The organism is Clostridium sp. OM05-6BH, from assembly GCF_003481635.1.
Taxonomy (GTDB): domain Bacteria; phylum Bacillota; class Clostridia; order Lachnospirales; family Lachnospiraceae; genus Butyribacter.
In genome coordinates this window covers 1-25,565 of the sequence record NZ_QULH01000022.1, presented here as the reverse complement: position 1 = coordinate 25,565, position 25,565 = coordinate 1, and the positions used below count along the sequence as shown (strand labels likewise).

Below are 25,565 nucleotides of genomic sequence, written 5' to 3'. Positions count from 1 at the left end.
AAACTATTTTTCAAACTCTGCTTTAAACTCCTCGATTGCCTGGATCAGTTTCTTCTCTGTGTCTTCCTTGATCTCTTTGTCCTCGCGAATGGAAGCAGGAACTTCCGGATATTTCGTATCGATATACTCAAACAATCCTTTTTCAAAGTCCATAATGTCATCTACTTCTACATCGATCAAGTACTTCTTGGTCGCCGCATAGATAATGATAACCTGATTTTCAACCGGCATCGGCTTGTACTGATCCTGCTTCAGGATCTCACGAATACGCTCGCCCTGTGCCAACTGCTCCTTCGTCTCAGGATCGAGATCCGAACTAAACTGTGAAAATGCCGCCAGCTCACGATACTGTGCAAGCTCGATACGGATCGGTCCGGAAATCTTCTTCATCGCTTTGATCTGTGCAGAACCTCCTACACGAGATACTGACAAACCGGCATTGACTGCAGGTCGGAAACCAGCATTAAACATCTCTGTTTCCAAATAGATCTGTCCATCTGTGATAGAAATAACATTTGTTGGAATATAGGCGGATACATCGCCTGCCTGCGTCTCAATGATCGGCAATGCCGTCAATGAACCACCGCCCAGCTTATCTGACAATCTCGCTGCACGCTCCAACAATCTGGAATGCAGATAGAATACATCTCCAGGGAATGCCTCACGTCCTGGCGGACGCTTAAGCAGCAAGGAAAGTGTACGATATGCCGCAGCATGTTTGGTTAAGTCATCATACACAACCAATACATCTTCGCCGTTCTCCATCCATTCCTCACCAATTGCACATCCGGAATATGGTGCAATATACTGAAGCGGTGCTAACTCACTCGCTGTTGCTGCAACGATCGTGGTATAATCCATCGCTCCATATTCTTCTAATTTTTTCACAAGGTTGGCAATCGTTGACGCTTTCTGTCCGATCGCTACGTAAATACATTTTACGCCCTGTCCTTTCTGATTAATGATCGTGTCGATCGCGATCGCGGTTTTACCGGTCTGGCGGTCACCAATGATCAACTCACGCTGTCCTCTTCCGATCGGTACCATGGAGTCAATCGCCTTAATACCTGTCTGAAGCGGTGTGTCTACGGATTTACGTGCGATAACACCGGATGCCACACGCTCGATCTGTCTGGACTTATCGGTTTTGATCGGTCCTTTGCCATCAATCGGCTGTCCCAGCGCATTCACTACACGTCCGAGCATGGCATCTCCAACCGGCACCTCAACAACATGACCTGTCGTCTTTACGGTGTCGCCTTCATTGATGTTTTTATGGTCACCCAAAAGAACCGCACCTACGTTATCTTCTTCCAAGTTCAATACCATGCCATATATCTCATTAGGAAATTCCAACAGTTCACCCTGCATCGCTTTCTCTAAGCCATGAATACGGGCAATTCCGTCGGCAACCTGTATTACAGTACCTATATCTGCTACTTCAAATTTGGTACTGTAGTTTTTAATCTGCTCTTTAATGACTGAGCTGATTTCCTCAGGTCTCAAATTCATGATACACTCGCACCTTCTTTCTGTTTATTCTAATTCGTCAACTGAACCTGCGACAACTCTTTTGCCATTCGATTCAGCTTTGATCTGATACTGCTGTCTACCACTCTGTCTCCGATACGGATCACCACGCCACCGATCAGGGATGCATCCACAGAATAGTTCATGATGAACTCCACATAAGATGTCGTGTTCAATAATTTCTGCACGATCTCCTGCTTCTCATCCTTAGACAGTTCGACAGCCGATATCACATATGCTACGCCGATCTTTTTGTATTCACGAACTTTATCAATGAAATACGTCAAAATCTTTTCGATTTCCGAAAAACGTCCTTTTTCAACGATAGTGACCATGAATCCTGTCAGCGTATCGGATGCTTTGCCAGCAAACACCTGCTCTACCAGTGAGACTTTCTGCTCAACCGGAAGCTTTGGATGTGTCAGCAGCTTGATGTACTGCTCATTCGCTTCGATCACATCAAGCACGATCTGCACTTCCTCCAGAGTGGAATCAATCGTTCCCTCTTCCACGGCAACCTCAAACAAGGCTTCGCCGTATGTCTTTGATACTAACTTAGCCATGTCTCATCACCCATCTCTTCCAAAGTGTCTGCAAGCAACTGTGACTGTTTGCTTTCGTCCAAAGAAGATGCAACGATTTTACCAGCCATTGCCGTTGCGACATTAATGATTTCCTGTTTCATTTCATCCTTGACCTTGCTCTTCTCCAGTTCAACTTCTCGATTTGCACGGGCAACGATCTGTGCGGCTTCTTCCCTCGCTTCTTCTAACATGACACTTTCTTTCTTGAGTGCCTTTTTACGCGCTTCGCTCAGGATCTCATCCGTCTCTTTTTGCACATTTTTTATTTTTTCATCATATTCTGCTTTGAATTGAATTGCATCCTGCTTCTCGCGCGCTGCCGTTTCCATCTGCTCACGAATGCCTTCCTGCCGCTTCTCCATCAGATTTCTCGCCGGATTAAACAACAGATAGGACAGAAGCAAAAATACAAAAAACATTGCTAATATGGTAATCGCTGAGTCTACTAATAACTGTGGATCTAAACCAAAAATATAATCGCCCAGTCCACTGCTCAGTGCAACCTGAATTACTCCGCTCACGTTAGTGCCTCCTTTCCGCTAGAGTCTTCCACCAAATGCTTACGCCATCTTCCGGTCATTTTTCCATTGAAAAATAGTACCGGCTGCCGGCACTTGCATTGATTAATGAAGCTTTGCGTAAAGTGGGTTCGCGAATAACAGGATCAAAGCAACTACCAGACCATACAAACCTGTTGTCTCTGCTACTGCCTGTCCAAGAAGCATTGTTGACATAACGTCACCTTTCGCACCCGGATTACGTCCTACTGCAGAAGCACCGTAACCGGCAGCAATACCCTGTCCTACACCAGGTCCGATACCGGCAATAACCGCAAGACCTGCACCAATAGCAGAACCCATCAAAACCAATCCATCGTTATCAATATTCATAATAATCCTCCATTTCTAAAGTGCTTATCCGCACTTCTTCACTTTTTTGTTTATGCCTGATCCCCAATCGCATCCGAGACAAAGCACATTGTCAACATACAAAATACATACGTCTGAATCGCACCGGAAAATACATCCAAATAAATGTGCAATGCAGCCGGCCAGATTAATGTCAAAACCTTTGGCAATAATCCGTAGATCAATCCCGTCATAACCGTTCCGGATAAAATATTACCGAACAAACGGAGAGACATAGAAACCGGTGTAGAAAATTCACTGATCAAGTTCATTGGAAAGAACAGAAAGATCGGTTCAAACAATCCCTTAATCTTACCGAATTTCTGGTACTTAAAACCGTTGTATTGAATCATCACCCAAGTAATGATCGCCAACGGAAATGTGACACCGTAATCTGCTGTCGGCGGTCGAAGCCCTAGCAAACCGGACAAGTTGCACGCCAAAATAAATAAAAACAAAGCGCTGACATAGTTACGAAACTTTGGTGCCTTACTCTCTCCCATGGAGCCCGCCACCATACCATCCAGCGATTCTACGATCAGCTCGACCACATTTAGAAACGGTCCCGGCACCTGATCCGGAGTCGCCTTACGAATCGCACGATTTGCAAAAACAGCAAAAATAAGCAGTGCAGCAATTACAATGATCATGGATATATGCGTCGTAGTCAGATACACATCTGAACCGAAAAACTTGAATTTCGTATATCCATGGATAAAAAAGTCTACCTGCTGCTCATTTCCCTTTGCCAAAAACACATTGTTTGCAAAGGAATCAAACGGCATACAAAAGACGCCACTTCCCACATTCTCACCTTCCCTTTCTATAGAATAAATTATATATACAGGCAAATATCTCTTGTTTACCATTTCATTACAAAGCGAAAATCAACGTTTCACGATACACTGCACCGCACAACCGCAATCTCCTATAAAATAAAACAACAGAATATCTGCAATACATATCTATTTTTTAAATAATTTTTCATAATGCGGGTGCATTTTCGGATACGATAATGCACTGACCTTGACTCCAAACAACGTCAGTATCGCCGGAATCGGATGTACATATTCATAAAATATCATGCATACCGCCAGCGTAACCGCCATGATCACCAATCTCTGCAGCGATGCAAGCTGCGCATGTCTGGATGCATGCGCCGGATCCATATCAAGCGCAATGTCCAGGTGGCGAAACATATGCCACAAAAGAACTAATGCCGCCGCACCACCAAACAGCCCTCCAAATAACATCGAAACTCTGCCTCGACTGATAATTACAAAAAGCAGCGTAACAATGGCTGTCCACAGAATAGAACTAATCATCAATTCCTTTAGTACCTGTTTTACCTGTTTCATGCTCTCCCGCTGCTTCCTCCCGCTTCTCGGTGAGTCCTTTCATGTAATCAAGCTGCTCATGCTCTTTCTTCATGTCAGCCTCATAAAAGGACTTGGTTAATATATATACATTTTTGAACGCAGCCCCGATTCCTAACAACAACATGAACGGAAATATGATCTGTGTACCAAACAGACGATTCAGCCAAGTGCCCAGCCAACCGCTAATAAAGATCGGCACGAGCATTGTAATACTGATCTGCGTGATCATCATAAAACTACGCAAAATTTTCTTCTCTTTCTTACTCATTTTTTAATAACCTCTCATTATGCTATTATAATTTATTCTTCTGAAAAAGTCCACCAAAGAGCGCAAAAAATCTCGTGTAGTATCAAGCGATCTGCTAACTCCTTTTCCCCTCCGATCATCCCGCAAATAATTTAATTCGATAAGCTAGAAAGTCCTTTACAAGCCAACTTCCCTAGACTATAATTATTCCACAAGAAGAAAAAGAGCAAAACCAGCGTTTTGCTATCAAATAAAAATAAGCCGCTGAAAGGAGTTTCTTCATGAGCCGACCACGATTATTTCGACGTCGCTTTATCCCCGACGAAAACATCGAATTAAAAGATGATATGATCTTAGCCTTAGAGCCTAACCTTATTATTACCAGTTGGAATGTTTTGAAACCACGACGCGATATTTCCCGTGGTGTCTCCGCTTATTTTATAGATAAAGGGATTAAGGTGAGCAAGGTTTTTGACAATGCCGGACAAATGGTATATTGGTATTGTGACATTATAGAGACGCATTATGATGAGAAAGAAAATACCTACACCTTTAACGATCTACTCATTGACGTAGTCGTATATCCGGATGGTCAAGTTGAAGTACTGGACATGGATGAATTTGCTGATGCAATGGAGCAGGGCATTTTGAGCGTTGGCACGATCGCACATGCAATGCGCGCAACCGATGATCTATTACATACGATCTATGCCGGAGAATTTGAAAAATATACACACTATATTGATGATATGTTAAAAGTGATCAGTTAATTCTGCTCTCTACGAAAAGACCCTCTTTTGATCAGAAGCTCGGATATACAGTCCGCCTTCTACCAAAAGAGGGTCTTTTTATACTGTTATTTCACGCAAGTCTCCCACGTGCCATTATTTCTTCTTTACTTCCAGAGCTTCTTTGCCACCCATATACGGACGCAGAGCTTCCGGAATACGTACGCTTCCGTCTTCCTGCAAATTGTTCTCCAAAAAGGCGATCAACATACGAGGTGGTGCAACCACTGTATTATTCAGCGTATGTGCAAAATATTTGCTGCCGTCTTCCTTACGGACACGGATCTGCAAACGTCTTGCCTGTGCGTCTCCCAAATTGGAGCAGCTTCCTACCTCAAAATACTTCTTCTGACGTGGAGACCAAGCCTCAACGTCGATGGATTTTACTTTCAGATCTGCAAGATCTCCGGAGCAGCACTCCAGCGTACGGACCGGAATATCCAGCGTACGGAACAGATCTACCGTATTCTGCCACAACTTATCAAACCAAACCGGACTTTCTTCCGGCTTACAAACTACGATCATTTCCTGTTTCTCGAACTGATGGATTCGATACACGCCACGCTCCTCGATGCCGTGAGCACCCTTTTCCTTACGGAAGCATGGGGAATAACTGGTCAATGTCTTTGGCAGATCCTTTTCATCGGTGATCGTATCAATAAATTTACCGATCATAGAATGCTCACTTGTACCGATCAGGAACAGATCTTCGCCCTCGATCTTGTACATCATCGCATCCATTTCCGCAAAACTCATAACACCGGTCACGACATTGCTTCGGATCATGTATGGCGGAATGCAGTAAGTGAAACCACGATCGATCATGAAATCTCTTGCATAGGCAAGTACAGCAGAATGCAGTCTGGCAATGTCACCCATCAGATAATAGAAACCATTTCCTGCCACTTTACCGGCAGCATCAATGTCTAATCCATCAAAACTCTCCATGATCTGTGCATGATACGGAATCTCATAATCCGGCACTACCGGCTCACCATAGCGTTTAATCTCAACATTTTCGCTGTCATCTTTACCAATCGGAACACTTGGATCAATAATATTTGGAATGACAAGCATGATCTCACGAACTTTTGCTTGGAGTTCTTTCTCCTTTGCTGCAAGCTCCTCAAGACGAGCTGCATTTTTGTTTACTTCCTGCTTCTTTGCCTCTGCCTCTTCCTTCTTGCCCTGTCCCATCAAAGCGCCGATTTCCTTAGAAATCTTTTTGCGGGAGGCACGAAGCTCATCTGCTTCCTGCTGTGTCTTGCGCGCCTCAGCATCTAATGCAATGACCTCGTCTACCAACGGAAGCTTGTCATCCTGGAATTTGTTTTTGATGTTTTGCTTTACCACATCTGGATTTTCTCTTAAAAATTTAATGTCTAACATATTTCCTCATTTCTGCACACAGCTCGTATGCGTATATTGTTGATAAGTGTAATGTGACAGCCTGCTTGAATAAGCTGCTATAGTCCTGCCCGTCCTACTGTGCTGCCGTCGCTGACGGTGCAGACGCATCTGAAGGTGCTTCACTCGGCGTCGATGACGGTGCAGGCGCATCTGAAGGTGTTTCACTCGGCGTCACTGTCGGCTCCGGTATCTGCGTCGCTTCCGGTGTCACTGTCGGCTCCGGCGTTGCTGTTGCCTTTGGCTTTGGCTTTTTCACCGTCTTTTTGTATTTGCCAATCTTGATCGGCTTTGAAAATTTACCATGCACGATGCGATAACCTTTGGTACGGAATGCACGCACCTTCACATAATACACTTTCGATGCTTTAAGCTTGCGAAGCACAACCGTGCGCTTCTTTGTCGGCATGACAATACGGTATCTCGCCTTTTTGGACGTCTTGACTGCAATCTGATACCCGGTTGCTTTGCCTCTCTTCTTTATCTTAATCTTTGCCTGTGTCTTAGACCGTTTCACCAAAGACACACTCGGTCTGGATGGTTTAGACGCTGCCTGCACCTTTGTTGTTCCTATCGAAGTTAAACATAACGCCAAGATCAGGATCAATGTTCCGAATTTACGTAACTGCTCTTTCATTGTTCTGCTTTCCTCCATTTCTGTACAATGTGCTCTCAGAATCTTCTAAACGAAGAATTTCAAAAGTACGTTTCAATATAGCCCACCCAAAAATATACCGTCATTTCCCCTGATGTGTCAAGACTCGCAGGGCATTTTTTAATCTGCCACTGCATCCGGCAGGTGTCTTCTACTACTGTAGGAAGCACTTTTCAAACACATTATTACGCATTGCTCCATAGAAGATCTCACCTTCCAACATATCGCAGCCAATTTCGCGTGCGTATTCCTCTTGAAGCTTGGTGTGGATGCCACCACAATAAACGGTCATCCCAAGCTCTTTTGCCATGATAACAATGTTTTTAAGGATCGTCTTCTCACGCTCGCCATTCTTGCCACCCGTAAAACACTCTGCATGGAACTTGATCCCTTTGACCGGGATCGTGCGCAGAGAATGCAATGCCGTGTGATGGGATGCAAATCGACTGATCACGATCTGATATCCTCTCTTGCAAAGCTGCTCCAATGCCACCTGCAGCGCACTGGTCATATCCGCAAAATAACGTTCGTGCACTTCTATGATCAAGTCCGACGGATCCATTTTATTTTGCACTTCCACAATATTTTCGATCATGGACAAAGCATTTCGTGCCGACAACTGGCTTGCCGTCATTTGAATAGCAAGCGGAACCGTTTTCAATCCCTTTGCCTTTCTGGCGCCGAAGCTACAGCACACCTGATTCAACAGGAAATAAGAAAATTTATCCAACCTTCCTCCACGTTCGATATAATGCAAAATGCCATCCGTTTCTAAATACTGTCCATCCTGCATCTGAATCCGTGCAACCGCTGTACAGCCTACAACGTTCTCTTTATCTCCCTGAATACGCGGCAAATAGCATATTTCAACTGTCTGCTTTTCCATAGCATCGAGTATTTCCTGAATGATCCGTTCCTCTCGGAAACGTTCTTGCTGAAGATCATCGGTATAAATCGCATAATGGTTACCTTTGATCCCTTTGATACTTCTTCGTGCAAGATCCGCTTTCTCCAGCATATCACCAAGCTCATTATCCGTCGGCTCAACCAGATACAAGCCATTCGTTGTATCAAACCCGATCTGGTTCTCCCCATTCGTAATCTCATCCTGATAGTGCATCATTCGAGACAATTTTTTTAGCAAGGTCTTATGATCCTGGTAAGGGAAAATAGCAACGAAATAATCTCCGTCTACTCTGGCGCACAGGCCACCTCGCTCCACAAACTTTTGAAGCACCCTGGAAAATTTCAACAGGATTTCATTACTAATGGAAAAGCCATAATGATGACTAAACTTGCGAAATTCATCAATATCAGCGCACATCAACGCATAGCGCTTGTCATCCGTTCGTTCTGCCAACATTTCTCTTGCCTTGTCCAAAAACTTTGCATACGGAATCATTCCCGTCAAAGTATCTTCAAACTTTGCCTGACTAGACTTAGCGATCCGCATTAATTTCGTACTGAGTTTCGTGTTGTTCGATGCTGCCGCGATCTCTGCTTCCGCAGAATCTGCCAGTGCATTATCCAACACACGAGTGATCCCATATACTTTCACCGGCTTATCACTCACACCATCTCCCACCGAGACACTCGCCACTTCCATATGACGATATTCTCCATGGTTGTCCTTCATGCGATAAACACCGCGATGACCGCCCAGTTCCTCTTCACGCCTCTTAAGCGCCTGACGAAAACGCTCCACGTCATCCGGGTGTAAAAATTCTCCTAACTGACTTTCGTTAAACTGCCCCTCTAAAATACTCTCGTTAGAATATGTTTCATCTAAATTGCCGCCACGACTAAGTACACGCGTCGCAATATCATAGGTCCAAGTCGTCTCACGCATGAATTTTGCAATAATGTCCGAACGCTCAGCAACTTCCTCAAACTGCTTTTCCAACTGTTTGCGCTTTGTAATATCCATAATGATGCAAAGATATACCGGTTCTCCGTTATCATCATCAATACGACATCCATTGACATAAGACCAGCAGACATCTCCTGTTTTGGAGATGATCCGATACTCAAAGCCGACCAAACCACGATTTTCTACAGAAGCCTTGACCTGTCTTTTGACCATTTCCGCATCTGCAGGATACAACACACGGTCACAATAGTCTCCAAAATTAATCTGATATTCTTCCTTGGAATATCCAGCCAGTCGATAAAATCCATCATTTGCATACAACAGCTTAAAATCTGTCATGCGCAGCTTGATCACACCACCCGGAATACTATTGGAGATCAGCTCTGCATCTCGTTTTGCCTCATACGCTTCTAACAGATTGCGTCTCGACTGTGTGATGTCCAAACATGAGGCAAAATAGACCCTCTGCCCTTTCATATCTGCCGGATGCGCTGAAACAGACACCCAGATCACTGCTCCGTCTTTGCGCCGCGCACGGTGTTCTAACTGAATCTTGCCCCCCACAGCCGTCTGTCTGGCGATCAAATTTCGTATCTTTTGACGGTCTTCCGGAAGGATCATTTCCATAACACTTCCATGATATATTTCTGAAAACTCTTCTCTTGTGCACTGCATTAATGAATAAAAGCGTTCATTCGCATACATAAGCTCAATCTGCGATCCCGGCTTTGCCACAAACATCGCACATTCGGACATATTAAGTAAGCGTCTTAAGTCCTGTTCATCTAAACCCATCTGCCCCGTTGTCTTTACTGTCTCAATATCGCTCATTCGTATCCCTCCCTTTCTGCACCAGAGTTTCTTTTCGAAAATCTCATCCTATAAATGACATGGACCGGATCCAATCTCAACGACATAAAAATCTGCCGCATATCCGATCTTATCCTTATATGCCTTGCCTACCTGTGCAATAAATGCATCAACCGCCTCATCTTTCACAATACTCACTGTACATCCGCCAAATCCTGCTCCGGTCATACGAGAACCGATGACACCATCTACTTTCCAAGCCTGTTCCACAAGCGTATCTAACTCTTTTCCTGTTACCTCATAATCATCACGCAAAGATACGTGAGAAGCGTTCATCAATTGTCCGAACAGTTCAATGTTATTTTCCTGCAACGCTTTCACTGCCTTGATCGTACGCTGATTCTCATAAACAGCATGCTTTGCTCTCTTGCGTCTGACATCATCCTTGATCGCTGACTTCACCTGTTCAAACTGCTCCTCCGTCAGATCGCCGAGCGTCTGGATCGGCATCTCCTTTTGAATCTCTGCCAATGCCGTCTCACACTCCTCACGGCGTTCATTGTACTTCGAATCGCCCAGGCCACGCTTTTTATTACTGCATGCGATCACAATCTTCGCACCGTCCAGTTGAACCGGAGCATATTCATAAGAAAGATCTGCCGTATCCAAAAAGATTGCATGATCCTTTTTGCCCATTGCGATCGCAAACTGATCCATGATCCCACAATTCACACCGTTGAATTTATTCTCCGAAAACTGGCCGATCAGCGCCAAATCCTGATTTGAAATACCAAGTCCAAACAATTCGCTCAAAATATAGCCGGTAACCACCTCTACAGATGCAGAAGATGACAATCCCGAACCGTTCGGGATATTACCAAACAACAGAAGGTCAATACCCTCATTGATCTCATAGCCCCTCTGTCCTAACGCCCAAATGATTCCCTTCGGATAATTCGTCCATCCGGCTTCCCTGCATGGTTTCAGATCATCCAGACTGGAAGTAATGATACCAAGATGTTCAAAATTCATCGAGAAAAAGCGTAACTTTCTGTCGTTTCTCTTGCGAGCCACAGCATAAGTACCTATCGTCAATGCGCACGGGAATACATGGCCACCGTTATAATCTGTATGTTCACCGATCAAATTTACACGTCCCGGTGCAAAAAATGCGTGTGCCTCTCCTTCGCCATATACTTCCCTGAATTTCTGCAAAATCGTATTCTTAATATCCTTCATATCTCCTCATTTCTGCGCTGGAAATCATGTGTTTTGTAGTATTTGCTTGCACGGACCTCTTCCCGGCATTCTTCTGCGTCCCATGCGCCGACGCAAATATTTCTTTGAACTTATATTTTACAATATTTTGTGGTCTCTTTCAAGAACAAACGCAAAGCCAGCGCTTTGCTTTTGTCACGCTACACAACAGCAGTTTCCTATTAAGGAACGAAAAGGGAAGCATCTATTTCGATGCTTCCCTTTTCGTATCTTTGTCTGATGGTGTCAATGTCACAAATCCATGCCCCTGCAGTGTACGGAAATACGCCAGCAATCTGTCATATAACGGCTCGGCATCCTCGCCGAACTCCTCCTTCACTAACAGAGCAATATCATAAATCGTATGCACACCATCTATTTGTTTCCAAATGAAACTCCCGAACTGTTCCAAGGCAATGTGGCTGACTGCCGGACGCCCAAAACATTTCTGGGCAATGCGGTTAAACACACCCTTGTTCTCGACATCCACCGTCACCCGATGCTCATCGTCTTCCGTCCAGTTCAGTTTTTCCGGAATACGCGGAACATAATCCAACAAATTATTGTCTTTCTTCACTATTTTTCTACCTTTGCTTCTTTACTCCAGATAGTAAACTTCAGGACAACCAAAATGATCACCGCCATGACTGCGAGGCCACCTGCTTGTCCCAAATTAAGGACACCAGAAAGATCCACTAAGCTTGCAACCGTCTTGCCCTTAATCGTTACTACAGCAAGAACAGCAAGCAAAATACCAACCAGTCCTTCACCCGCGATCATACCGGAGCAGCAAAGTACACCGTTATTGATAACTTTGTCTTTGTTCGCTTTGCCGTCATAAACCTTCTCTAAGATCAGACGAAGTACGCCACCTACCATAATGCAGGCAGAAAGTTCGATCGGCAAATACAAACCAATGGCAAACGGCAGAACCGGGATAGATAATAACTCGATCATAATTGCAATAAACACACCGATAAATACAAGTGCCCAAGGAAGATTTCCGCCCATAACACCTTCAACGATCATCTTCATCAAAGTTGCCTGTGGTGCAGCAAGCTCAGCCGTACCAAATCCCCACGCACTATTCAACAAGTAAAGTACAAAACCGATCGTTACTGCTGAAACAACCGCACCGATCAACTCACCGTACTGCTGCTTCACCGGAGTTGCACCAAGAATATATCCTGTTTTCAAATCCTGTGACATATCACCAGCCATTGCTGCAACGATACAGATTACAGAGCCGATTGCAATCGCTGCGATCATTCCTGACGCACCGGTATTACCCGTTGCTTTAAGGATCAAGCTGGTGATCAACAACGTTGCGATCGCCATTCCGGATACCGGGTTGTTACTGCTGCCGACCAATCCAACCATACGAGAGGAAACCGTAGCAAAAAAGAATCCAAAGATAACAATGATGACAGCACCCAAAACACCAATCGGAATGACCGGAAGTGCTGCGATCAAAATGATCAAAATAGCAAGCATTCCAAGTACTACACCCATATTCAGATCACGGTTCGTACGCTCCTCTTTGCCGATTTTTTCTTTATTGAAGATACCTTTCATCGCATCGGCGAAGGTACGACAGATCAATGGCAATGATTTGATCAAGCTGATAATTCCACCGGCTGCAACGGCACCTGCGCCGATATAACGGATATAATTCGACCAGATTCCAGACGCTCCGCTTGTTTTCCATACTTCTGCGATAGAAACTGTTGCAGGGTACAGTACCGTATGTGCGCCAAACAAATAGATCGCCGGGATCAACACCAGCCAGCCAAGAATGGCACCCGCAAACATATAAGAAGCAATCTTAAAGCCACAAATGTAACCTACACTGATCAATGCCGGATAAACCTCTGTACTGATCTCTCCGTGAATCTTATTGATCGTCAATGTTGCGACATTAGAAACAACCTTGAAACCGTCCACGATAAACTTGATCAAAGCAGAAACACCCATTCCAATAAACACGACTGCTGCATTGGCGCCGCCTTCCTGTCCGGCAAGCAAAACCTCTGCACACGCTGTTCCCTCCGGATACGGAAGGGTTCCATGCTCTTTTACGATCAATGCCTTGCGCAATGGCACCATGAAACAAATGCCTAACAGACCACCGATCATTGCAATTAAAGCAATCTCCACAATACCAGGCATCTGCGCCTTGCCTTCAGCTGCCCACAAAAACAATGCCGGCATCGTAAAGATCGCACCGGCTGCCAAAGACTCACCGGCAGAACCGATCGTCTGCACCATGTTGCTTTCCAAGATCGTATCGTCCTTCTTTGTGGAAAAACGTCCGATCAGCTTATACACCCCCATGCCAATAACTGCTGCAGGAATAGACGCTGAAACCGTCATACCTACACGAAGCCCTAAGTAAGCATTGGCCGCTCCAAAGACAATTGCCAGCAGCACGCCGATAATGATCGATGACGGCGTAAATTCCGGCAATACCTTATCTGCACTTACGTAGGGTTTGAAAGAATTGTTCTCTTCCATAATAAATAAACCTCCTTAAATTCTAAGACCAAAGCGTCAAAGTCGTAAAAAAGCCTGTCAGGCAAATCCAGACCAAATAGAACGATTTTAACACTAGAATCTTTTTGACAAAAAAAGAACTTGCGCCCTTATAACATCGATTTCTGTTCATCAAACGCAAGCATTTTCAATTGTATCATAAGAATTTTCAAAAAGCAAGAAGAATGCTATTTTTATGAAAATTCCGGCAAATTCATGAAAAAATTTCCCAACAATTTCTAATTTGTTTTCCTAAAATCGGAACACGCTACCCAAAAAAATATGCCAGGACCAGAAATCATTTTTAGGAATGCCAATATGGTTTCTGGTCTTTGTGCGAAAATCCGCGCAAAGTTTCTTGATAGGCGGCGATTTTGTGTTGATACTCTGTAACCTGTTTATCCTTTAATCGTCCCTTGTCCGACAACTCTTGAAACTTCTGTTCCAAAAGAACAAACGCCTCCTGCGCTGCATCCTTGTAATTATTGGCAATATTCGAGTCAATCTCCTGCACGATCGTCTCTAACTCCTTATTTTTGCCAAGTCCATGTATAAATTCAAACATCGTTACCTCTTTTCTATACTTCCCATCTTATAACTTTCCCTGTCTCATAACTTTCCCTGTCTTATAACTTTCCCTGCTTCCGCAAATATGCCAAAAATCCTTCACACCCATCCAACACATCTCGATACGTTTCATCAAAATTACCCGTATACCATGGGTCCGCAATCTCACCGGGACGATCTGTGAAGTCCAACAAAAGGGACACCTTCTGCTCCGGATCCTTCCCAAAAATCCGCATCATATTGCGGTAGTTCCATTGATCCATTCCGATGATATAATCAAAGTTGCAGTAATCACTTTTTCGTACCTGCTTGGCATAATGTTCCAAAACAGGGACTCCAACCTGTCGTAACTTTGCGACCGTTCCGTGGTGCGGCCCATTGCCAATCTCCTCTGTGCTTGTCGCCATGGAATCAATGTAAAAATTGTCTATGTATCCGGCACGGTTTACAAGGTCCTGTAGGACGAACTGCGCCATTGTGCTGCGGCAGATGTTGCCGTGGCAAACAAATAAAATCTTGATTTTTCTCATATTTCCAGTATTTTCGGGCTTTTCAAGCCTTTTTACCTTTCTTCATTTTTCACTTATTCTGGCATATTTTGGCATATCTTTGCATATTTTTGTCATCAATTTTGGTAAAAACTTTGGTAAATTTCAAGTCTGTACCAAAGGCAAATCTGCCATTGGGAATCGACAGGTAAGAAATTGGGGATTAAGATAAATACTGGCATTCAGCCATTTTTCTCTCATTTTCATCAGGTCATTATGAATTAATTGCTTTTTGAAAATCTTCCTGTGCATCCTGAAATTTAACATGAGTATAGGTATTCATCGTAACACTGATATCCGAGTGTCCCATAATATACTGAAGCATCTTCGGATTCATTCCCGACTTAGCCATATTAGAACAAAATGTATGGCGACACACATGTGGTGTAATCGGCGGCATCTGAACCTTATATATGCTATTGTACTTTTCCCGAATATGTTGGAAATACTTTTCCCAATGTAATGCCACCATAGGCATATCATTCTTATCAAGGAATAAAAATCCTGTCATTCCATCAACCATCGGTTCAACTTTGGGATTGACCCTGTCCTTAAGTATTCTCTTGAAACAAGCCACCACCTCATCAGACATTGGAACATATCTCTCGCCACTTTCTGTCTTAGGCTTTTCAATGATATACTGCATCTGACTTGTTCTCTGTAATTGATGATTTACCCGTATTCTTTTGTTTTTAAAATCCAAATCTGATTTTGTAAGCCCACAGAACTCTGATATACGAAGTCCTGTGTTAAAGAGAATAAATATTGCATCATAGTACTTGCAAAAATGCGCATCTTCTTTTATGAATCTTAGAAATTCCCGCTCCTGCTTTCTTGTGACAGCTTCTCTTCTCACACTATCATTCACAATAACATTGACCAGTTCAAAGCCAAATGGATTTTTGCGAATCAAGTCATCTTCTTCCGCCATCTGAAATGCCGGTCTTAATACTCCCCGGATAGTATGAATTGAACTATAACCTTTTCCATCTACCCTCTGAAGCTTGATCAACCAGGCTTTCGCATCCGATAATTTCACTTTGTCGATTCTTTTTTTGCCAAAATCATCTTTTTTCAGCAGATTAATTACCGTCTTATAACCAGCATAAGTACTCTGTCTGACCCCTATTTTAAGACTTACATATTTCTCCACTAATTCAAGAACTGTAAGTCCTCCACCTCCTGGAACAAGTCCGTTAAACATATCCTGTTCCAGCTGTTTTTCCTTTTCTCTTAAAGAAAGCTCCATTTTCTTTCCTTTAGGTATAGGATCATTATGGTCCAAACGCCAACTATATAAATTCCCTTCATTTCCATGAATATCTACATATCTAAAACGATAACGTCCATCTGCTCTCTGGTACTCTCCTTCGTGAAGAATTCTATTGCGATTATCTCGTCTTTTCTCACTCATAGCTTTGTCTCCTTTCAAAAAAGAGAGCCCTAGCATGGTTATTGTACCACATTTGTGCCCCCTTTTCTACTACTTTACATATTAAATTGCAGTTGACTCTGCCAGAAATTGCTCAAATTTCTCTTTCTTAAACAAAACTTTGTTTCCTACTAACAGATAAAACTCCCCATTTGGATGGATATCTACAATTTGTCTAAGTCTCTTTTCACCAATGTGATAAAACTGTGCCGCTTCAGTTACAGAAAGCAAATATCGCTTCCATATAGGAATATCTATACTCTGATTCTCTAATTCATTTTCATCATCCATCATATTCTCCAATCTGCAGCTGTCTGACTAACATCGCATCAACCTTTTTTATTGCATCTGTGCTGACAATCATCCCGGCAGTCTGTATTATCTGTTCCTCATTTATTGTGACAAGCTGCTCCGGTAAAAACATTGTTGTATGTCTTAAAAATCCTCTAATTTCTGAAGGCTCAATATTGAAATGTACTGGAATATAATCCTTTTTCAACTTAGTTGTCCCCGGAACAACTGTGTATACAGGTGATTTTCCGTTTGCTTTGTCGCAGCTTATTACAATACATGGTCTCCTTCCAGCTTGTATATGCCTGAGTCCACTTTTTAATTCAGCCCACACAATCATATTTCTCTTTATCTTCACTGCAGATCACCTCTCTTTGGTGGAATATACAAGTCAACCTTGGGTTCCTTCTCATCTACACTGAATAATCTATACCCAGCTTCCCTTACTGCTCCTATTTTTAAATAAGAATCTGCTATTCCGTCTGAAATAGCATCGAGATTTGTTACGATAAGCGCATCTGCCTTTCCTGCTCTCATATATCTTATTGCCTTATAAAACACTTCATCCCTTAATCGTCGTCCAAAAATTCCTCTTCGGAATACTTTCATAGGAATAAGATTGTTATTGTCAGCAAATTCCATGATTCGTTTCAACTGCTTATTTTCCTTTTTCTCTGCTGCAATACAGTCATTCTCCTCATCAGAAGACAACATCACAACACACTTTATCGGCTGTATGGTCAGTGGCTTTTTCTTTCTTCCTGCTCTTCTCATTTCAAACCACTTCCTTTCTTGCCTCTAAGCCTTCAATAAAAATCAAACATGTAGACATTGCATATTCTCTATCATTTGGTTTAAGCATCTGCAATTTATCTTCCAATACAGACAAATCTTTATTCTCATGTTTTTCCCTGCTTTCAATTCCAAACAATGTATTAGGATCTACTCCATACTTTGTTACAATCTTCAGCATAAGTTCCAGACTCATCCGATGTCTTCCCTGCTCAATTTGCGAATAATGAATATAACTTACATCAAGGCTCTCCGCCATATCATTCTGTGTATATCCATATTTATTTCTAATACTTCTCAAAGTATTACCAACTGCATAAATATCATATATCATCCTGAATAACCTCACTCTCTAACCGATTCATGATGTATTCCACTGCCTCAGCCTCTGTTGGGCATTTGATGACTGGCTTCCCATAGTCATCAAATACCACTGTTTCAGAAGCAAATACAATGTAGGAATACCTGCCTGAATTCCTAACACTCAATCGCATAATTGTTGTACCTCGCACTCATAGTACCAAGGTCAAATATTGTCACACCCAAATCATTTATGCGATCCATCATTGACTTTAAATCTTCCGGATTTCTTGTAATCTCATAAATATCTTCTACGACAAGTACCTTGTAATCTGAAATCTCAAGAATTTCCATCAGCTGTCGCATCTGAGGTCTGTCAACCGATGTAGATGCTCCATCATCTACAACAGTCTGATCACACTCAATTCCCACACTTAAAGCATATGTCTGATCAAGTTCTTTCTGTCGGTTCACATTATTCATACTCATCATTGACTTTATAAACAAAAGTCCTTTGTAAAGTTCTTTTCCGTTATACTTTTTCATGGCTATTACCTTCCTTAATTGAAATATTAAAGAAAGCATTGTGCACGCCGCTTTCAAACTCTGTGCTGTATCTCAAGCACAAGTATATTGTAATCTGCCACACCTTAATTGCCGACCGTGTACAGGCGACAATTATGTCGTGTAAACACGACAATCACTTTTCAACTGACACGCTTTTCATTGCTTTCATCATTGCAAGACACTGTCTTATCTGCAATTCATCCATATCTGAAAGAACATCCATTGCCTCAGATAATAGTTCTGAATTTTCTTCATTCTTTCCATACATTATGAAATCAACAGATACACCAAGTACGATTGCCAGATTATCTAATGTCTGTGTCTTAAAATCTCCACCATTTTCAATCGCAGATAATGCTTGTCTGCCTATACCTACTCTATGAGCTAACTCATCCTGTGATAATCCTATCGCCTTTCTCCTGTCAGCAATTCGTATTCCTCTCTCATAATCCTTTTCTCTTGTCTGTGCTTTACTGCTCATAAATCCTCCTTGCCGCCCTTGGAAACGAACAAGTCGGATTACCCTTTACATCACAAAAAAGACGCACGAGGAAACCAGTATCATAAATACTGTTCGTTTCCCCTGCGTCTCTGGTGCTTCCATCTTTCGATGTGCCCTTATCAGGTGGGCTGTAATTTAATTTTCAATCATTATATTCTGAAAGTCCCATTCTCAGAATGTTCCTTCATCATTCCCTCGGAATACTTCTTAAGTATCATCACTCGCTTGCATCTGTCACACTTAATTCCAATATTCTGAAGTGCCACAGCGAAATCATCACCGCATACAAAGTATTCCATCATTAACTTGTTGCATTTTTTACATCTAATTTCTATAACATTTCCTTTGTTCAATTCAGTTCGCTCCTTATTCATACAAAATCATCAATCTACAATTCTGTACTCGTAAAGGAAAGGGAAATCACCTTTGCAAGCCTTTTGCCGGGAGTTCCGATGAATGTCTGCACATTCCCCGGCTTTGCTGATCTAAAGCCAACTGATATGAATTGTGCTGTCAGCACACAATCACATCAGGCTCCGGCTCTTTCCATAAACCACATATTGTTATCTTCATAGAAAAGGAATATTTCCTTTCCATCTACCACACAGGTATAACGCTCTCCAACGCCGCCAGCCCTTGTACTGGCTGCTCTGCGCTTGTCTTTTACTCGTGTAATCTCATACTTTCTGCCATCTTCCCACGTTATCTCTTTGGGAATGAGCAGTCCGTCCTTTGAAAATTCTGCAAGTACATCAACATATACCTTATTGCTCAATGTAATCACCTCGTATTATAAAGTAGTAGTTTTTATAGACCCTCTCCAAGGTCTTCATAACTATTAAGGTCATAGTCTATTCTTTACCTCTTCTGCAGGTTCGACTATGATATATAAGATGCTGTGGATTGGTTTCAATCACCTACCACTTGATGGTTTTAGGAAGGCTCCAACCACAGTCTCTTTGTTCATTTGTTAATCAGTTAGATACCGCATGACGGTTTATTTAGAACGAGGATACAATCGCAAGGAGCACCCTGTGGTTCTAAAACAGCATTAATACATTTCAAAGGAGATTATTATGATTTATGTAGGAATTGATGTCGCTAAGGATAAGCATGATTGCTTTATCACCAACTCTGATGGAGAAGTGTTGTTTAAACCATTTACCATTACTAACAACCTAGATGGTTTCAATGAACTTTATCAAAAAATTGAATCTGTTACGGAAGATGCAACAAAAGTAAAAGTAGGACTGGAAGCCACTGGACACTATAGTTACAATCTTCTCGGATATCTCATTGATAAAGGTTTGGCCGCCTATGTTATCAATCCGTTACATACCAATCTGTACAGAAAAAGTCTAAGCCTTAGACAGACGAAAACGGATAAAGTAGATGCCCGCACGATTGCTTCCATGCTCATGTCTGATGTGAACTTAAAGTCCTACTCAGACATATCTTACCATAACGAAGAGCTAAAGTCATTAACTCGTTATCGTTTTGATAAAGTAAAAGAACGTGCCAAGCTAAAGTCTTCCGTCTCAAGACTTGTCTGTATCTTATTCCCTGAATTAGAAAAGCTTGTGCCAACACTTCATATGGCATCTGTTTATTCAATGCTTTCTGAATTTCCCGGTGCTAAGCACGTAGCCAGCGCACATCTTACCAGACTTACAAATCTTCTTTCGGAAGCTTCAAAAGGTCGATATAGTAAAGATACTGCCATTACTTTCAGAGAAGCTGCAAGGGCTTCTATTGGCTCAAATATGCCAGCTAAATCACTTGAACTAAAACACACCATCAAGTTGATTCAGGAACTTGATTCCGAGATTGATGAAATCGAAAATGAAATCAAAGTCATCATGGATGAAATCAACTCACCGATTCTTAGTATTCCTGGAATTAATTATCGCATGGGTGCTATGATCATTGCCGAGATTGGTGACTTCAGTCGTTTTGATTCTCCTGATAAAATCTTAGCTTATGCTGGATTCTCACCATCAACATATCAATCCGGACAACTGGATGGTGCTTACGCACATATGGAAAAACGTGGTTCCAGATACCTGCGATACGCTTTGTACAATGCCGCCAAGTATGTCTGCCACTGGGATCCAACATTTGCAGGGTATCTTGCCAAGAAACGAGCTGAAGGCAAGCACTATAACGTTGCCATATCACATGCTGTAAAAAAGCTGGTTCGAGTGATTTATCATCTTGAAAAAACAAAGCAACAATACATCAAAGTAGCTTAATCAATTTTAATTCGATACTCCTTTTTGAGCACCTGTCACGATGCTCTTTTTGTCATGCAGTTTTCAAGGTTCATGGAACTCTAACTGAGTTCAAAATATATCTAAAATACATTTCTGTATTTTATTCAAAAAATATCATTTTAAGGCTTGACTTTTAATAGTTAGTCTTCCTTACAAGATTGCTATTGCTCTGGAAGCATCCATCTTCCTTGCTATATAGCCTTTTTCTTCTAATATTTTCAGATGTGCATAAACACTTGAAGTCGATGCCACCCCTACCATCTTGCATATCTCCCTGATAGTAGGAGCATAACCATTAACTCTCTGATATTGCATAATGCTTTCATACACATTCTGCTGCTTCTCCGTCAATGGTGCTCTGTCTACCAGATCAATTCTTTCTGCTTCGCTCATGTTCCGCCTCCCTCTTCTTTAACTCTATCGCTACTCGTAGTGCAGCTCAATTCCGCTTCGCTTCATTTCGCTCACGGCAGTCGCCGTATCAGATAACCAAGTCCCATATGTTTATGTACAAGCACAACACATCTGCGCCTTGATTATCTGGCACTTCTCGTTGCTAACCTGAGAAGTACCCATGTGGATGTACTGTGTGTTCTTCTTTTGCATTGACTGCCGACAGAATCCTGTCCCGGTACATGAGTCCCCTCTGGATACTGTAAAATCCAAATCTTCTGCGTATCTCATCAACCGCTGAATCCATCTTCATCTGCTTTTCACGCTTCTCCACACTTGAGAACAAATCAATCTGTTCCCAATAATTATCTGTTACTAAGTCTGCACCTCGGACACCAATACTGCGTATTGGTTTGCTCCAGTTATAGTTTTCCTTAAATATCTGATAAGCGTATGCAGCTATCTCTCCGGTGATATTCGTTGCGTGGTCAATCTTTTTCTGACGGGTAAAAGAGAATAGCTCATTATCCCCGACACTTATCTCAACCACTCTGCACCGGAATCCATTCTCACGAAGTCTTGCTGCAACACTCTCAGCCAGAATATAAAGAACAATCTTTACATCCTCATCGCATACTAAATCCTTTGGTGTCGTTGTGCTGTTTCCCACCGATTTGATTGGAGCGTGGGTATTCTCCAGTTTGACAGGTGATTCATCATAGCCATTAGCAAATGACCATAAGATGCTGCCCATCTTTCCAAGGTGGCTGTTAAGCATCCCTTCATCTGCCCTTGCAAGATCACCTATGGTTCTGATACCGAATTTTGCAAGCTTCTGATTCGTGCTCCTTCCGACATATAGCAGATCACTTACCGGAAGTGCCCATGCCTTCTGCTTAAACTCACTCTTATACATAGTTGTGATTGCATCCGGCTTCTTATAATCTGAACCAAGCTTTGCAAATATCTTATTGAAAGAAACACCAACACTCACTGTGATGCCAAGCTCTGACTTCATTCTCTTGCTGATTTCCTGTGCAATGAGCAATCCATCCCCTTTAAGGGAGCTGCTCCCTGTCACATCAAGCCAGCACTCATCAATTCCATATGGCTCCTGCTTGTCCGTATATTCTGCATATATCTCATGCGCCATCCTTGAGAACCGAAGATATAAGTCCATTCTTGGTGAAACAAATGTTATGTCCGGACAGACCTGCTTTGCCTGCCAGAGCGCCATTCCTGTTTTCACACCGTACTTCTTGGCAATATAGTCAGCAGTTAAGACAATCCCATGTCTTGCCTCCGGGTCACCGCCTACTGCCAGTGGCTTTCCTGCAAGCTCCGGATGATGCAGATGCTCAATCGAAGCATAACAACAGTTGATATCTGAATGAAGTATTACCCTGTCTCCCATCTGCATAACCTCCTGCATTTAATCTATCACTACCATAACCTTTAGTCCAAGTATATGAGTAATGTTCCTTACAGGGCATAGTATAACCCCAAGAATAATCGACTGTCAACGGACACATGTGTCTGTTTTCTCATTATATTGGATTTTTAACTTGAATAATTGGTACTATTGCTATATACTATGGAGTGAAAAGAGACATTAGAAATCAACTAATTGGAAAGAAAAGAGGCGTATGTATGTACTCAATCGGAGAAATCATTTCAACATATAGAAAAAAGAAAGGCTTGCTCCAGCAGGATCTCGCTGATGAACTGGCAAAAGAAGGCATCAAGATTTCCTATAAAGCCATATCCAACTGGGAGAGAAATCTTGCTGAACCAAGCGTTACCATATTTTACAAAGTGTGTAGAATCCTTGGTATCACTAATATGTATGAAGCATATTTTGGAGTAAATCCTGCTGATCCTTTTTCATCACTTACTGATGAAGGCAGGGAAAAGGCTATGGATTATATCAATCTGCTCCACGCATCCGGAATGTATGAAAAGCAAACTGCTAAGATAATTCCATTCAGAAGCATTGATATTTTTGAAAATGCAGTATCAGCCGGAACCGGTAACTTTCTCGTAGACGGACCTAAAGAGACTGTACGCATAGATGAATCTATTCTGCCGGAAGATACAACTTTCGGTGTACGCATTAGTGGTGACAGTATGGAACCTGAATTCCACGATGGTCAGATTGCATGGGTATTGCAACAGGAATCTGTTGCTAATGGAGAAATCGGCATCTTCGCTCTGAACGGAGAAGCCTATATCAAGAAGTTAAAGGACGACAAAGACGGAATTTTCCTTATCTCACTCAACGAAAAGTATGCACCTATCAAGGTTGGAGAAAATGACCGCTTAGACATATTTGGAAAAGTTCTTGGAAAATCTGATGCTTCTGCTCTTACCGATCATTGCCGATAAAAACGCAAGTCCTTTTTATTGGACACATTTTTTTGCATAATTGACAATAAGAAAATATCTATAGAACTGAAAGAAGGGATTTTTTATGGTGGTCACAAATAATATCAGAGAAATCCGTGAACAGCGTGGCATTTACCAGAATGACCTTGCCGCTGCTATCGGATTCAGCACCAAAACTGTCAGCAGGGTAGAACGTGGGGACGGCGCCCCATCTGCCGAATTTATGCTACGAGTATCTAAGTACTTTAATATGCTGGTGGAAGATGTATTTCATGTAGAGGAATAACGTGGAGCGAGTGAGCTCAATATTCAGCTCGCTCCGCTATCTTTCTTAAACTGAAAATCTTCTTTTATCTATTCCATATTCACACCAAATATGTTCTATCATACCATCTCCTCGTCCCAAAAAATCAACTTGTTCGCGCCATGCATTAATACCAGCTTCATCAAGCAACTTTTCAAATTCAACATATTCATCACTATTCAAATTTTTCCTCATAAGATTTTTTAATAATGTATCCTCCTCAGATTGAACATAATCTACACTTATTGGTTCGTCTTTTATTAATTCTTTTATAGCACAGTATGTATTAAATATCGAATCGTTCTTTTTAAGTGTTTTCTCAAGGACTTGCTGAACCAATTGCTTCTCATAATATTTTACATACACTTTATCAACCGCTGGATAAATAAACAATTCTTTAATATTTGTATAATCATCATCAGTGGAAAATACATCGTCATCATAACTTAAAACACATTTACCATCAATATAGTATCTTTTTTCCATAGTTCTCCTTTCGCAAATTAACCATAAATTGCTTTCAACTTTTTAAATCTAACAAATAGTCTCTTATCCTTAGGACACATCTTTTCAAGTTTCTCAAGACTATATCTTTTCAAATCATCCTTGCTTTTTATCCCCATTCCAAACGCATCCAAACATAGAAAGTCATCAAATATGACTCCATGTTCCCTATCATTCAGATCTTCTACACTACGAAGCTTTATGCCTTGCTCTTCACAAATCTGATATAATTCCTGCAATGTTGCCTGCCCCATATTGCGAAACTTTATAAAATGCTCCTTTGGATATTCTCTCAATCCTTCCAATGACTCAAATCCATTTCTTCTTAGGATATTCCGTAATCTGCTCGACATTTCAATATCATCATAATCTGTTTTTTCAGCGTACATAAAAGCTCCCTTTCGTCATTTTATTTGTCGTATAACTTATCAACCTCAGCTTCGTACACTGATTCAGTATGAGTATCAAATAGCACCCATTCCACCAGATCAAAGCTATCCGGATTGTCCTGCAAAAATCTGTTTACTGTATGTACTGCAATCTTTGCCGCTAACTCAACCGGAAAACTATATACTCCCGTTGATATGGAAGGAAATGCAATAGACCTAATTCCATTATCCATTGCCAGATTCATAGAATTAAAATAGCAGTTAGCAAGAAGTTCCTCTTCTCTATCCCTGCCACCATTCCATATCAGTCGGTCATTTTTTGCGGACAGTTCATACATGCTATCCTTTTCT

34 protein-coding genes are annotated in these 25,565 nt (G+C 42.0%); 4 read left to right on the top strand and 30 right to left on the bottom strand.

Annotation, left to right across the window (positions count from 1 at the left end):
• Positions 1-3: 3 nt before the first annotated feature.
• The 7 genes from atpA to DXB73_RS12720 form a co-directional block, all read right to left on the bottom strand.
• Complete coding sequence (atpA, locus tag DXB73_RS12750; protein WP_118506965.1) at positions 4-1,512, bottom strand: F0F1 ATP synthase subunit alpha; 1,509 nt, start codon at positions 1,510-1,512, stop codon at positions 4-6.
• A gap of 29 nt (positions 1,513-1,541) precedes the next feature.
• Positions 1,542-2,093, bottom strand: coding sequence for an ATP synthase F1 subunit delta (atpH, locus tag DXB73_RS12745; protein ID WP_022024207.1), 552 nt, complete (start codon positions 2,091-2,093; stop codon positions 1,542-1,544).
• Positions 2,081-2,635 (bottom strand): F0F1 ATP synthase subunit B, encoded by a 555-nt coding sequence (gene atpF, locus DXB73_RS12740; protein ID WP_022024206.1) that lies wholly within the window; start codon positions 2,633-2,635, stop codon positions 2,081-2,083. The genes atpH and atpF overlap by 13 nt, the downstream gene beginning before the upstream one ends.
• Positions 2,636-2,737: 102 nt before the next feature.
• Complete coding sequence (atpE, locus tag DXB73_RS12735) at positions 2,738-3,004, bottom strand: ATP synthase F0 subunit C (RefSeq protein ID WP_022024205.1); 267 nt, start codon at positions 3,002-3,004, stop codon at positions 2,738-2,740.
• A 50-nt stretch (positions 3,005-3,054) separates the two neighbouring features.
• Positions 3,055-3,828 (bottom strand): F0F1 ATP synthase subunit A, encoded by a 774-nt coding sequence (atpB, locus tag DXB73_RS12730; protein WP_347559537.1) that lies wholly within the window; start codon positions 3,826-3,828, stop codon positions 3,055-3,057.
• 159 nt (positions 3,829-3,987) lie between these two features.
• Positions 3,988-4,380 carry an ATP synthase subunit I gene (locus DXB73_RS12725; RefSeq protein ID WP_022024203.1) on the bottom strand — a complete coding sequence of 131 codons (393 nt, stop codon included), beginning with the start codon at positions 4,378-4,380 and terminating at the stop codon, positions 3,988-3,990.
• Complete coding sequence (locus DXB73_RS12720) at positions 4,340-4,669, bottom strand: AtpZ/AtpI family protein (protein ID WP_022024202.1); 330 nt, start codon at positions 4,667-4,669, stop codon at positions 4,340-4,342. Before DXB73_RS12720 ends, DXB73_RS12725 begins: the two co-directional genes overlap by 41 nt.
• A gap of 260 nt (positions 4,670-4,929) precedes the next feature.
• Between DXB73_RS12720 and DXB73_RS12715 the strand changes: the two genes are divergently transcribed.
• Positions 4,930-5,418 carry a DUF402 domain-containing protein gene (locus DXB73_RS12715; protein WP_022024201.1) on the top strand — a complete coding sequence of 163 codons (489 nt, stop codon included), beginning with the start codon at positions 4,930-4,932 and terminating at the stop codon, positions 5,416-5,418.
• A gap of 114 nt (positions 5,419-5,532) precedes the next feature.
• Here the strand turns inward: DXB73_RS12715 and serS are convergent, their stop codons facing one another.
• The 18 genes from serS to DXB73_RS12625 all read right to left on the bottom strand — a co-directional run bounded on the left by serS (position 5,533) and on the right by DXB73_RS12625 (position 19,750).
• Positions 5,533-6,825 carry a serine--tRNA ligase gene (serS, locus tag DXB73_RS12710; protein ID WP_022024200.1) on the bottom strand — a complete coding sequence of 431 codons (1,293 nt, stop codon included), beginning with the start codon at positions 6,823-6,825 and terminating at the stop codon, positions 5,533-5,535.
• A 94-nt stretch (positions 6,826-6,919) separates the two neighbouring features.
• Positions 6,920-7,480, bottom strand: a complete 561-nt coding sequence (locus DXB73_RS12705; RefSeq protein WP_118691153.1) for a hypothetical protein — start codon at positions 7,478-7,480, stop codon at positions 6,920-6,922.
• A gap of 172 nt (positions 7,481-7,652) precedes the next feature.
• Complete coding sequence (locus DXB73_RS12700; protein WP_118691152.1) at positions 7,653-10,199, bottom strand: EAL domain-containing protein; 2,547 nt, start codon at positions 10,197-10,199, stop codon at positions 7,653-7,655.
• Between the two features lie 48 nt (positions 10,200-10,247).
• Positions 10,248-11,417: a galactokinase gene (locus tag DXB73_RS12695; protein WP_022024197.1), complete on the bottom strand. Its 1,170-nt coding sequence runs from the start codon at positions 11,415-11,417 to the stop codon at positions 10,248-10,250.
• Between the two features lie 223 nt (positions 11,418-11,640).
• A complete protein-coding gene (locus DXB73_RS12690) occupies positions 11,641-12,012 on the bottom strand; it encodes a PqqD family protein (protein ID WP_243104070.1) in 372 nt (123 codons plus the stop codon).
• Complete coding sequence (locus DXB73_RS12685) at positions 12,012-13,949, bottom strand: oligopeptide transporter, OPT family (protein ID WP_118691150.1); 1,938 nt, start codon at positions 13,947-13,949, stop codon at positions 12,012-12,014. Before DXB73_RS12685 ends, DXB73_RS12690 begins: the two co-directional genes overlap by 1 nt.
• A 322-nt stretch (positions 13,950-14,271) precedes the next feature.
• On the bottom strand, positions 14,272-14,532 hold the full coding sequence (locus DXB73_RS12680) for a hypothetical protein (protein ID WP_118691149.1): 261 nt from the start codon (positions 14,530-14,532) through the stop codon (positions 14,272-14,274).
• Between the two features lie 61 nt (positions 14,533-14,593).
• Positions 14,594-15,064 carry a low molecular weight protein-tyrosine-phosphatase gene (locus tag DXB73_RS12675; protein ID WP_118691148.1) on the bottom strand — a complete coding sequence of 157 codons (471 nt, stop codon included), beginning with the start codon at positions 15,062-15,064 and terminating at the stop codon, positions 14,594-14,596.
• 232 nt (positions 15,065-15,296) lie between these two features.
• Positions 15,297-16,496, bottom strand: a complete 1,200-nt coding sequence (locus DXB73_RS12665; protein WP_117918736.1) for a site-specific integrase — start codon at positions 16,494-16,496, stop codon at positions 15,297-15,299.
• An 81-nt stretch (positions 16,497-16,577) separates the two neighbouring features.
• Positions 16,578-16,805, bottom strand: a complete 228-nt coding sequence (locus tag DXB73_RS12660) for an excisionase (RefSeq protein WP_243006712.1) — start codon at positions 16,803-16,805, stop codon at positions 16,578-16,580.
• Positions 16,798-17,163 carry a type II toxin-antitoxin system PemK/MazF family toxin gene (locus tag DXB73_RS12655; RefSeq protein WP_117918740.1) on the bottom strand — a complete coding sequence of 122 codons (366 nt, stop codon included), beginning with the start codon at positions 17,161-17,163 and terminating at the stop codon, positions 16,798-16,800. The genes DXB73_RS12660 and DXB73_RS12655 overlap by 8 nt, the downstream gene beginning before the upstream one ends.
• On the bottom strand, positions 17,160-17,579 hold the full coding sequence (locus DXB73_RS12650; RefSeq protein WP_117918743.1) for a recombinase family protein: 420 nt from the start codon (positions 17,577-17,579) through the stop codon (positions 17,160-17,162). The genes DXB73_RS12655 and DXB73_RS12650 overlap by 4 nt, the downstream gene beginning before the upstream one ends.
• 1 nt (position 17,580) lies before the next feature.
• On the bottom strand, positions 17,581-17,931 hold the full coding sequence (locus DXB73_RS12645) for a helix-turn-helix transcriptional regulator (RefSeq protein WP_117918745.1): 351 nt from the start codon (positions 17,929-17,931) through the stop codon (positions 17,581-17,583).
• Entirely contained in the window at positions 17,921-18,091 is a 171-nt protein-coding gene (locus tag DXB73_RS14610; protein WP_182002590.1) for a hypothetical protein, read from the bottom strand. Before DXB73_RS14610 ends, DXB73_RS12645 begins: the two co-directional genes overlap by 11 nt.
• Positions 18,075-18,443, bottom strand: coding sequence for a recombinase family protein (locus tag DXB73_RS12640; RefSeq protein ID WP_117918747.1), 369 nt, complete (start codon positions 18,441-18,443; stop codon positions 18,075-18,077). Before DXB73_RS12640 ends, DXB73_RS14610 begins: the two co-directional genes overlap by 17 nt.
• 154 nt (positions 18,444-18,597) lie before the next feature.
• Complete coding sequence (locus tag DXB73_RS12635; RefSeq protein WP_117918749.1) at positions 18,598-18,945, bottom strand: helix-turn-helix transcriptional regulator; 348 nt, start codon at positions 18,943-18,945, stop codon at positions 18,598-18,600.
• 170 nt (positions 18,946-19,115) lie between these two features.
• A complete protein-coding gene (locus DXB73_RS12630; protein WP_117918751.1) occupies positions 19,116-19,340 on the bottom strand; it encodes a hypothetical protein in 225 nt (74 codons plus the stop codon).
• A 155-nt stretch (positions 19,341-19,495) separates the two neighbouring features.
• Positions 19,496-19,750 (bottom strand): hypothetical protein, encoded by a 255-nt coding sequence (locus DXB73_RS12625; protein WP_004611568.1) that lies wholly within the window; start codon positions 19,748-19,750, stop codon positions 19,496-19,498.
• Positions 19,751-20,042: 292 nt separating this feature from the next.
• Here DXB73_RS12625 and DXB73_RS12620 point away from each other — a divergent pair, with 292 nt between their 5' ends.
• Positions 20,043-21,218, top strand: a complete 1,176-nt coding sequence (locus tag DXB73_RS12620) for an IS110 family transposase (protein ID WP_117715743.1) — start codon at positions 20,043-20,045, stop codon at positions 21,216-21,218.
• A 171-nt stretch (positions 21,219-21,389) separates the two neighbouring features.
• Here the strand turns inward: DXB73_RS12620 and DXB73_RS12615 are convergent, their stop codons facing one another.
• Together DXB73_RS12615 and dinB are read right to left on the bottom strand one after the other, a co-directional pair.
• Positions 21,390-21,632 (bottom strand): LexA repressor, encoded by a 243-nt coding sequence (locus DXB73_RS12615; RefSeq protein WP_117918753.1) that lies wholly within the window; start codon positions 21,630-21,632, stop codon positions 21,390-21,392.
• Positions 21,633-21,795: 163 nt separating this feature from the next.
• Positions 21,796-23,046 carry a DNA polymerase IV gene (gene dinB, locus DXB73_RS12610; protein ID WP_118691172.1) on the bottom strand — a complete coding sequence of 417 codons (1,251 nt, stop codon included), beginning with the start codon at positions 23,044-23,046 and terminating at the stop codon, positions 21,796-21,798.
• A gap of 236 nt (positions 23,047-23,282) precedes the next feature.
• On the opposite strand from dinB, the gene DXB73_RS12605 reads away from it, so the two are divergent.
• Together DXB73_RS12605 and DXB73_RS12600 are read left to right on the top strand one after the other, a co-directional pair.
• Positions 23,283-24,017 (top strand): XRE family transcriptional regulator, encoded by a 735-nt coding sequence (locus tag DXB73_RS12605; RefSeq protein WP_117613581.1) that lies wholly within the window; start codon positions 23,283-23,285, stop codon positions 24,015-24,017.
• An 85-nt stretch (positions 24,018-24,102) separates the two neighbouring features.
• Positions 24,103-24,303, top strand: coding sequence for a helix-turn-helix transcriptional regulator (locus DXB73_RS12600; RefSeq protein WP_022171364.1), 201 nt, complete (start codon positions 24,103-24,105; stop codon positions 24,301-24,303).
• A gap of 45 nt (positions 24,304-24,348) precedes the next feature.
• Here the strand turns inward: DXB73_RS12600 and DXB73_RS12595 are convergent, their stop codons facing one another.
• The 3 genes from DXB73_RS12595 to DXB73_RS12585 form a co-directional block, all read right to left on the bottom strand.
• Positions 24,349-24,807, bottom strand: coding sequence for a hypothetical protein (locus DXB73_RS12595; protein WP_117613580.1), 459 nt, complete (start codon positions 24,805-24,807; stop codon positions 24,349-24,351).
• 17 nt (positions 24,808-24,824) lie between these two features.
• The gene (locus tag DXB73_RS14980; protein ID WP_242999696.1) at positions 24,825-25,214 is read right to left on the bottom strand and encodes a DNA-directed RNA polymerase subunit alpha C-terminal domain-containing protein; all 390 of its coding nucleotides are present in this window, start codon (positions 25,212-25,214) and stop codon (positions 24,825-24,827) included.
• Between the two features lie 20 nt (positions 25,215-25,234).
• The coding region (locus DXB73_RS12585; protein ID WP_182448510.1) for a macro domain-containing protein at positions 25,235-25,565 on the bottom strand (331 nt) is incomplete at its 5' end.

Bases quoted from the DNA above. Each gene is read 5' to 3' on its own strand.
- DXB73_RS12695 (WP_022024197.1), bottom strand. From the start codon at position 11,417: ATGAAGGATATTAAGAATACGATTTTGCAGAAATTCAGGGAAGTATAT.
- dinB (WP_118691172.1), bottom strand. From the start codon at position 23,046: ATGGGAGACAGGGTAATACTTCATTCAGATATCAACTGTTGTTATGCT.
- DXB73_RS12705 (WP_118691153.1), bottom strand. From the start codon at position 7,480: ATGAAAGAGCAGTTACGTAAATTCGGAACATTGATCCTGATCTTGGCG.
- DXB73_RS12700 (WP_118691152.1), bottom strand. From the start codon at position 10,199: ATGAGCGATATTGAGACAGTAAAGACAACGGGGCAGATGGGTTTAGAT.
- DXB73_RS12600 (WP_022171364.1), top strand. From the start codon at position 24,103: ATGGTGGTCACAAATAATATCAGAGAAATCCGTGAACAGCGTGGCATT.
- atpE (WP_022024205.1), bottom strand. From the start codon at position 3,004: ATGAATATTGATAACGATGGATTGGTTTTGATGGGTTCTGCTATTGGT.
- DXB73_RS12665 (WP_117918736.1), bottom strand. From the start codon at position 16,496: ATGAGTGAGAAAAGACGAGATAATCGCAATAGAATTCTTCACGAAGGA.
- DXB73_RS12660 (WP_243006712.1), bottom strand. From the start codon at position 16,805: ATGGATGATGAAAATGAATTAGAGAATCAGAGTATAGATATTCCTATA.
- DXB73_RS12650 (WP_117918743.1), bottom strand. From the start codon at position 17,579: ATGAGAAGAGCAGGAAGAAAGAAAAAGCCACTGACCATACAGCCGATA.
- DXB73_RS12615 (WP_117918753.1), bottom strand. From the start codon at position 21,632: ATGAGCGAAGCAGAAAGAATTGATCTGGTAGACAGAGCACCATTGACG.
- DXB73_RS12630 (WP_117918751.1), bottom strand. From the start codon at position 19,340: ATGAATAAGGAGCGAACTGAATTGAACAAAGGAAATGTTATAGAAATT.
- atpH (WP_022024207.1), bottom strand. From the start codon at position 2,093: ATGGCTAAGTTAGTATCAAAGACATACGGCGAAGCCTTGTTTGAGGTT.
- DXB73_RS12595 (WP_117613580.1), bottom strand. From the start codon at position 24,807: ATGGAAAAAAGATACTATATTGATGGTAAATGTGTTTTAAGTTATGAT.
- DXB73_RS12720 (WP_022024202.1), bottom strand. From the start codon at position 4,669: ATGAGTAAGAAAGAGAAGAAAATTTTGCGTAGTTTTATGATGATCACG.
- DXB73_RS12645 (WP_117918745.1), bottom strand. From the start codon at position 17,931: ATGATATATGATATTTATGCAGTTGGTAATACTTTGAGAAGTATTAGA.
- DXB73_RS12715 (WP_022024201.1), top strand. From the start codon at position 4,930: ATGAGCCGACCACGATTATTTCGACGTCGCTTTATCCCCGACGAAAAC.
- DXB73_RS12725 (WP_022024203.1), bottom strand. From the start codon at position 4,380: ATGAAACAGGTAAAACAGGTACTAAAGGAATTGATGATTAGTTCTATT.
- DXB73_RS12640 (WP_117918747.1), bottom strand. From the start codon at position 18,443: ATGAAAAAGTATAACGGAAAAGAACTTTACAAAGGACTTTTGTTTATA.
- DXB73_RS12675 (WP_118691148.1), bottom strand. From the start codon at position 15,064: ATGAGAAAAATCAAGATTTTATTTGTTTGCCACGGCAACATCTGCCGC.
- serS (WP_022024200.1), bottom strand. From the start codon at position 6,825: ATGTTAGACATTAAATTTTTAAGAGAAAATCCAGATGTGGTAAAGCAA.
- DXB73_RS12605 (WP_117613581.1), top strand. From the start codon at position 23,283: ATGTACTCAATCGGAGAAATCATTTCAACATATAGAAAAAAGAAAGGC.
- DXB73_RS14610 (WP_182002590.1), bottom strand. From the start codon at position 18,091: ATGCGATTGAGTGTTAGGAATTCAGGCAGGTATTCCTACATTGTATTT.
- DXB73_RS12680 (WP_118691149.1), bottom strand. From the start codon at position 14,532: ATGTTTGAATTTATACATGGACTTGGCAAAAATAAGGAGTTAGAGACG.
- DXB73_RS12635 (WP_117918749.1), bottom strand. From the start codon at position 18,945: ATGAGCAGTAAAGCACAGACAAGAGAAAAGGATTATGAGAGAGGAATA.
- DXB73_RS14980 (WP_242999696.1), bottom strand. From the start codon at position 25,214: ATGTACGCTGAAAAAACAGATTATGATGATATTGAAATGTCGAGCAGA.
- atpA (WP_118506965.1), bottom strand. From the start codon at position 1,512: ATGAATTTGAGACCTGAGGAAATCAGCTCAGTCATTAAAGAGCAGATT.
- DXB73_RS12620 (WP_117715743.1), top strand. From the start codon at position 20,043: ATGATTTATGTAGGAATTGATGTCGCTAAGGATAAGCATGATTGCTTT.
- DXB73_RS12685 (WP_118691150.1), bottom strand. From the start codon at position 13,949: ATGGAAGAGAACAATTCTTTCAAACCCTACGTAAGTGCAGATAAGGTA.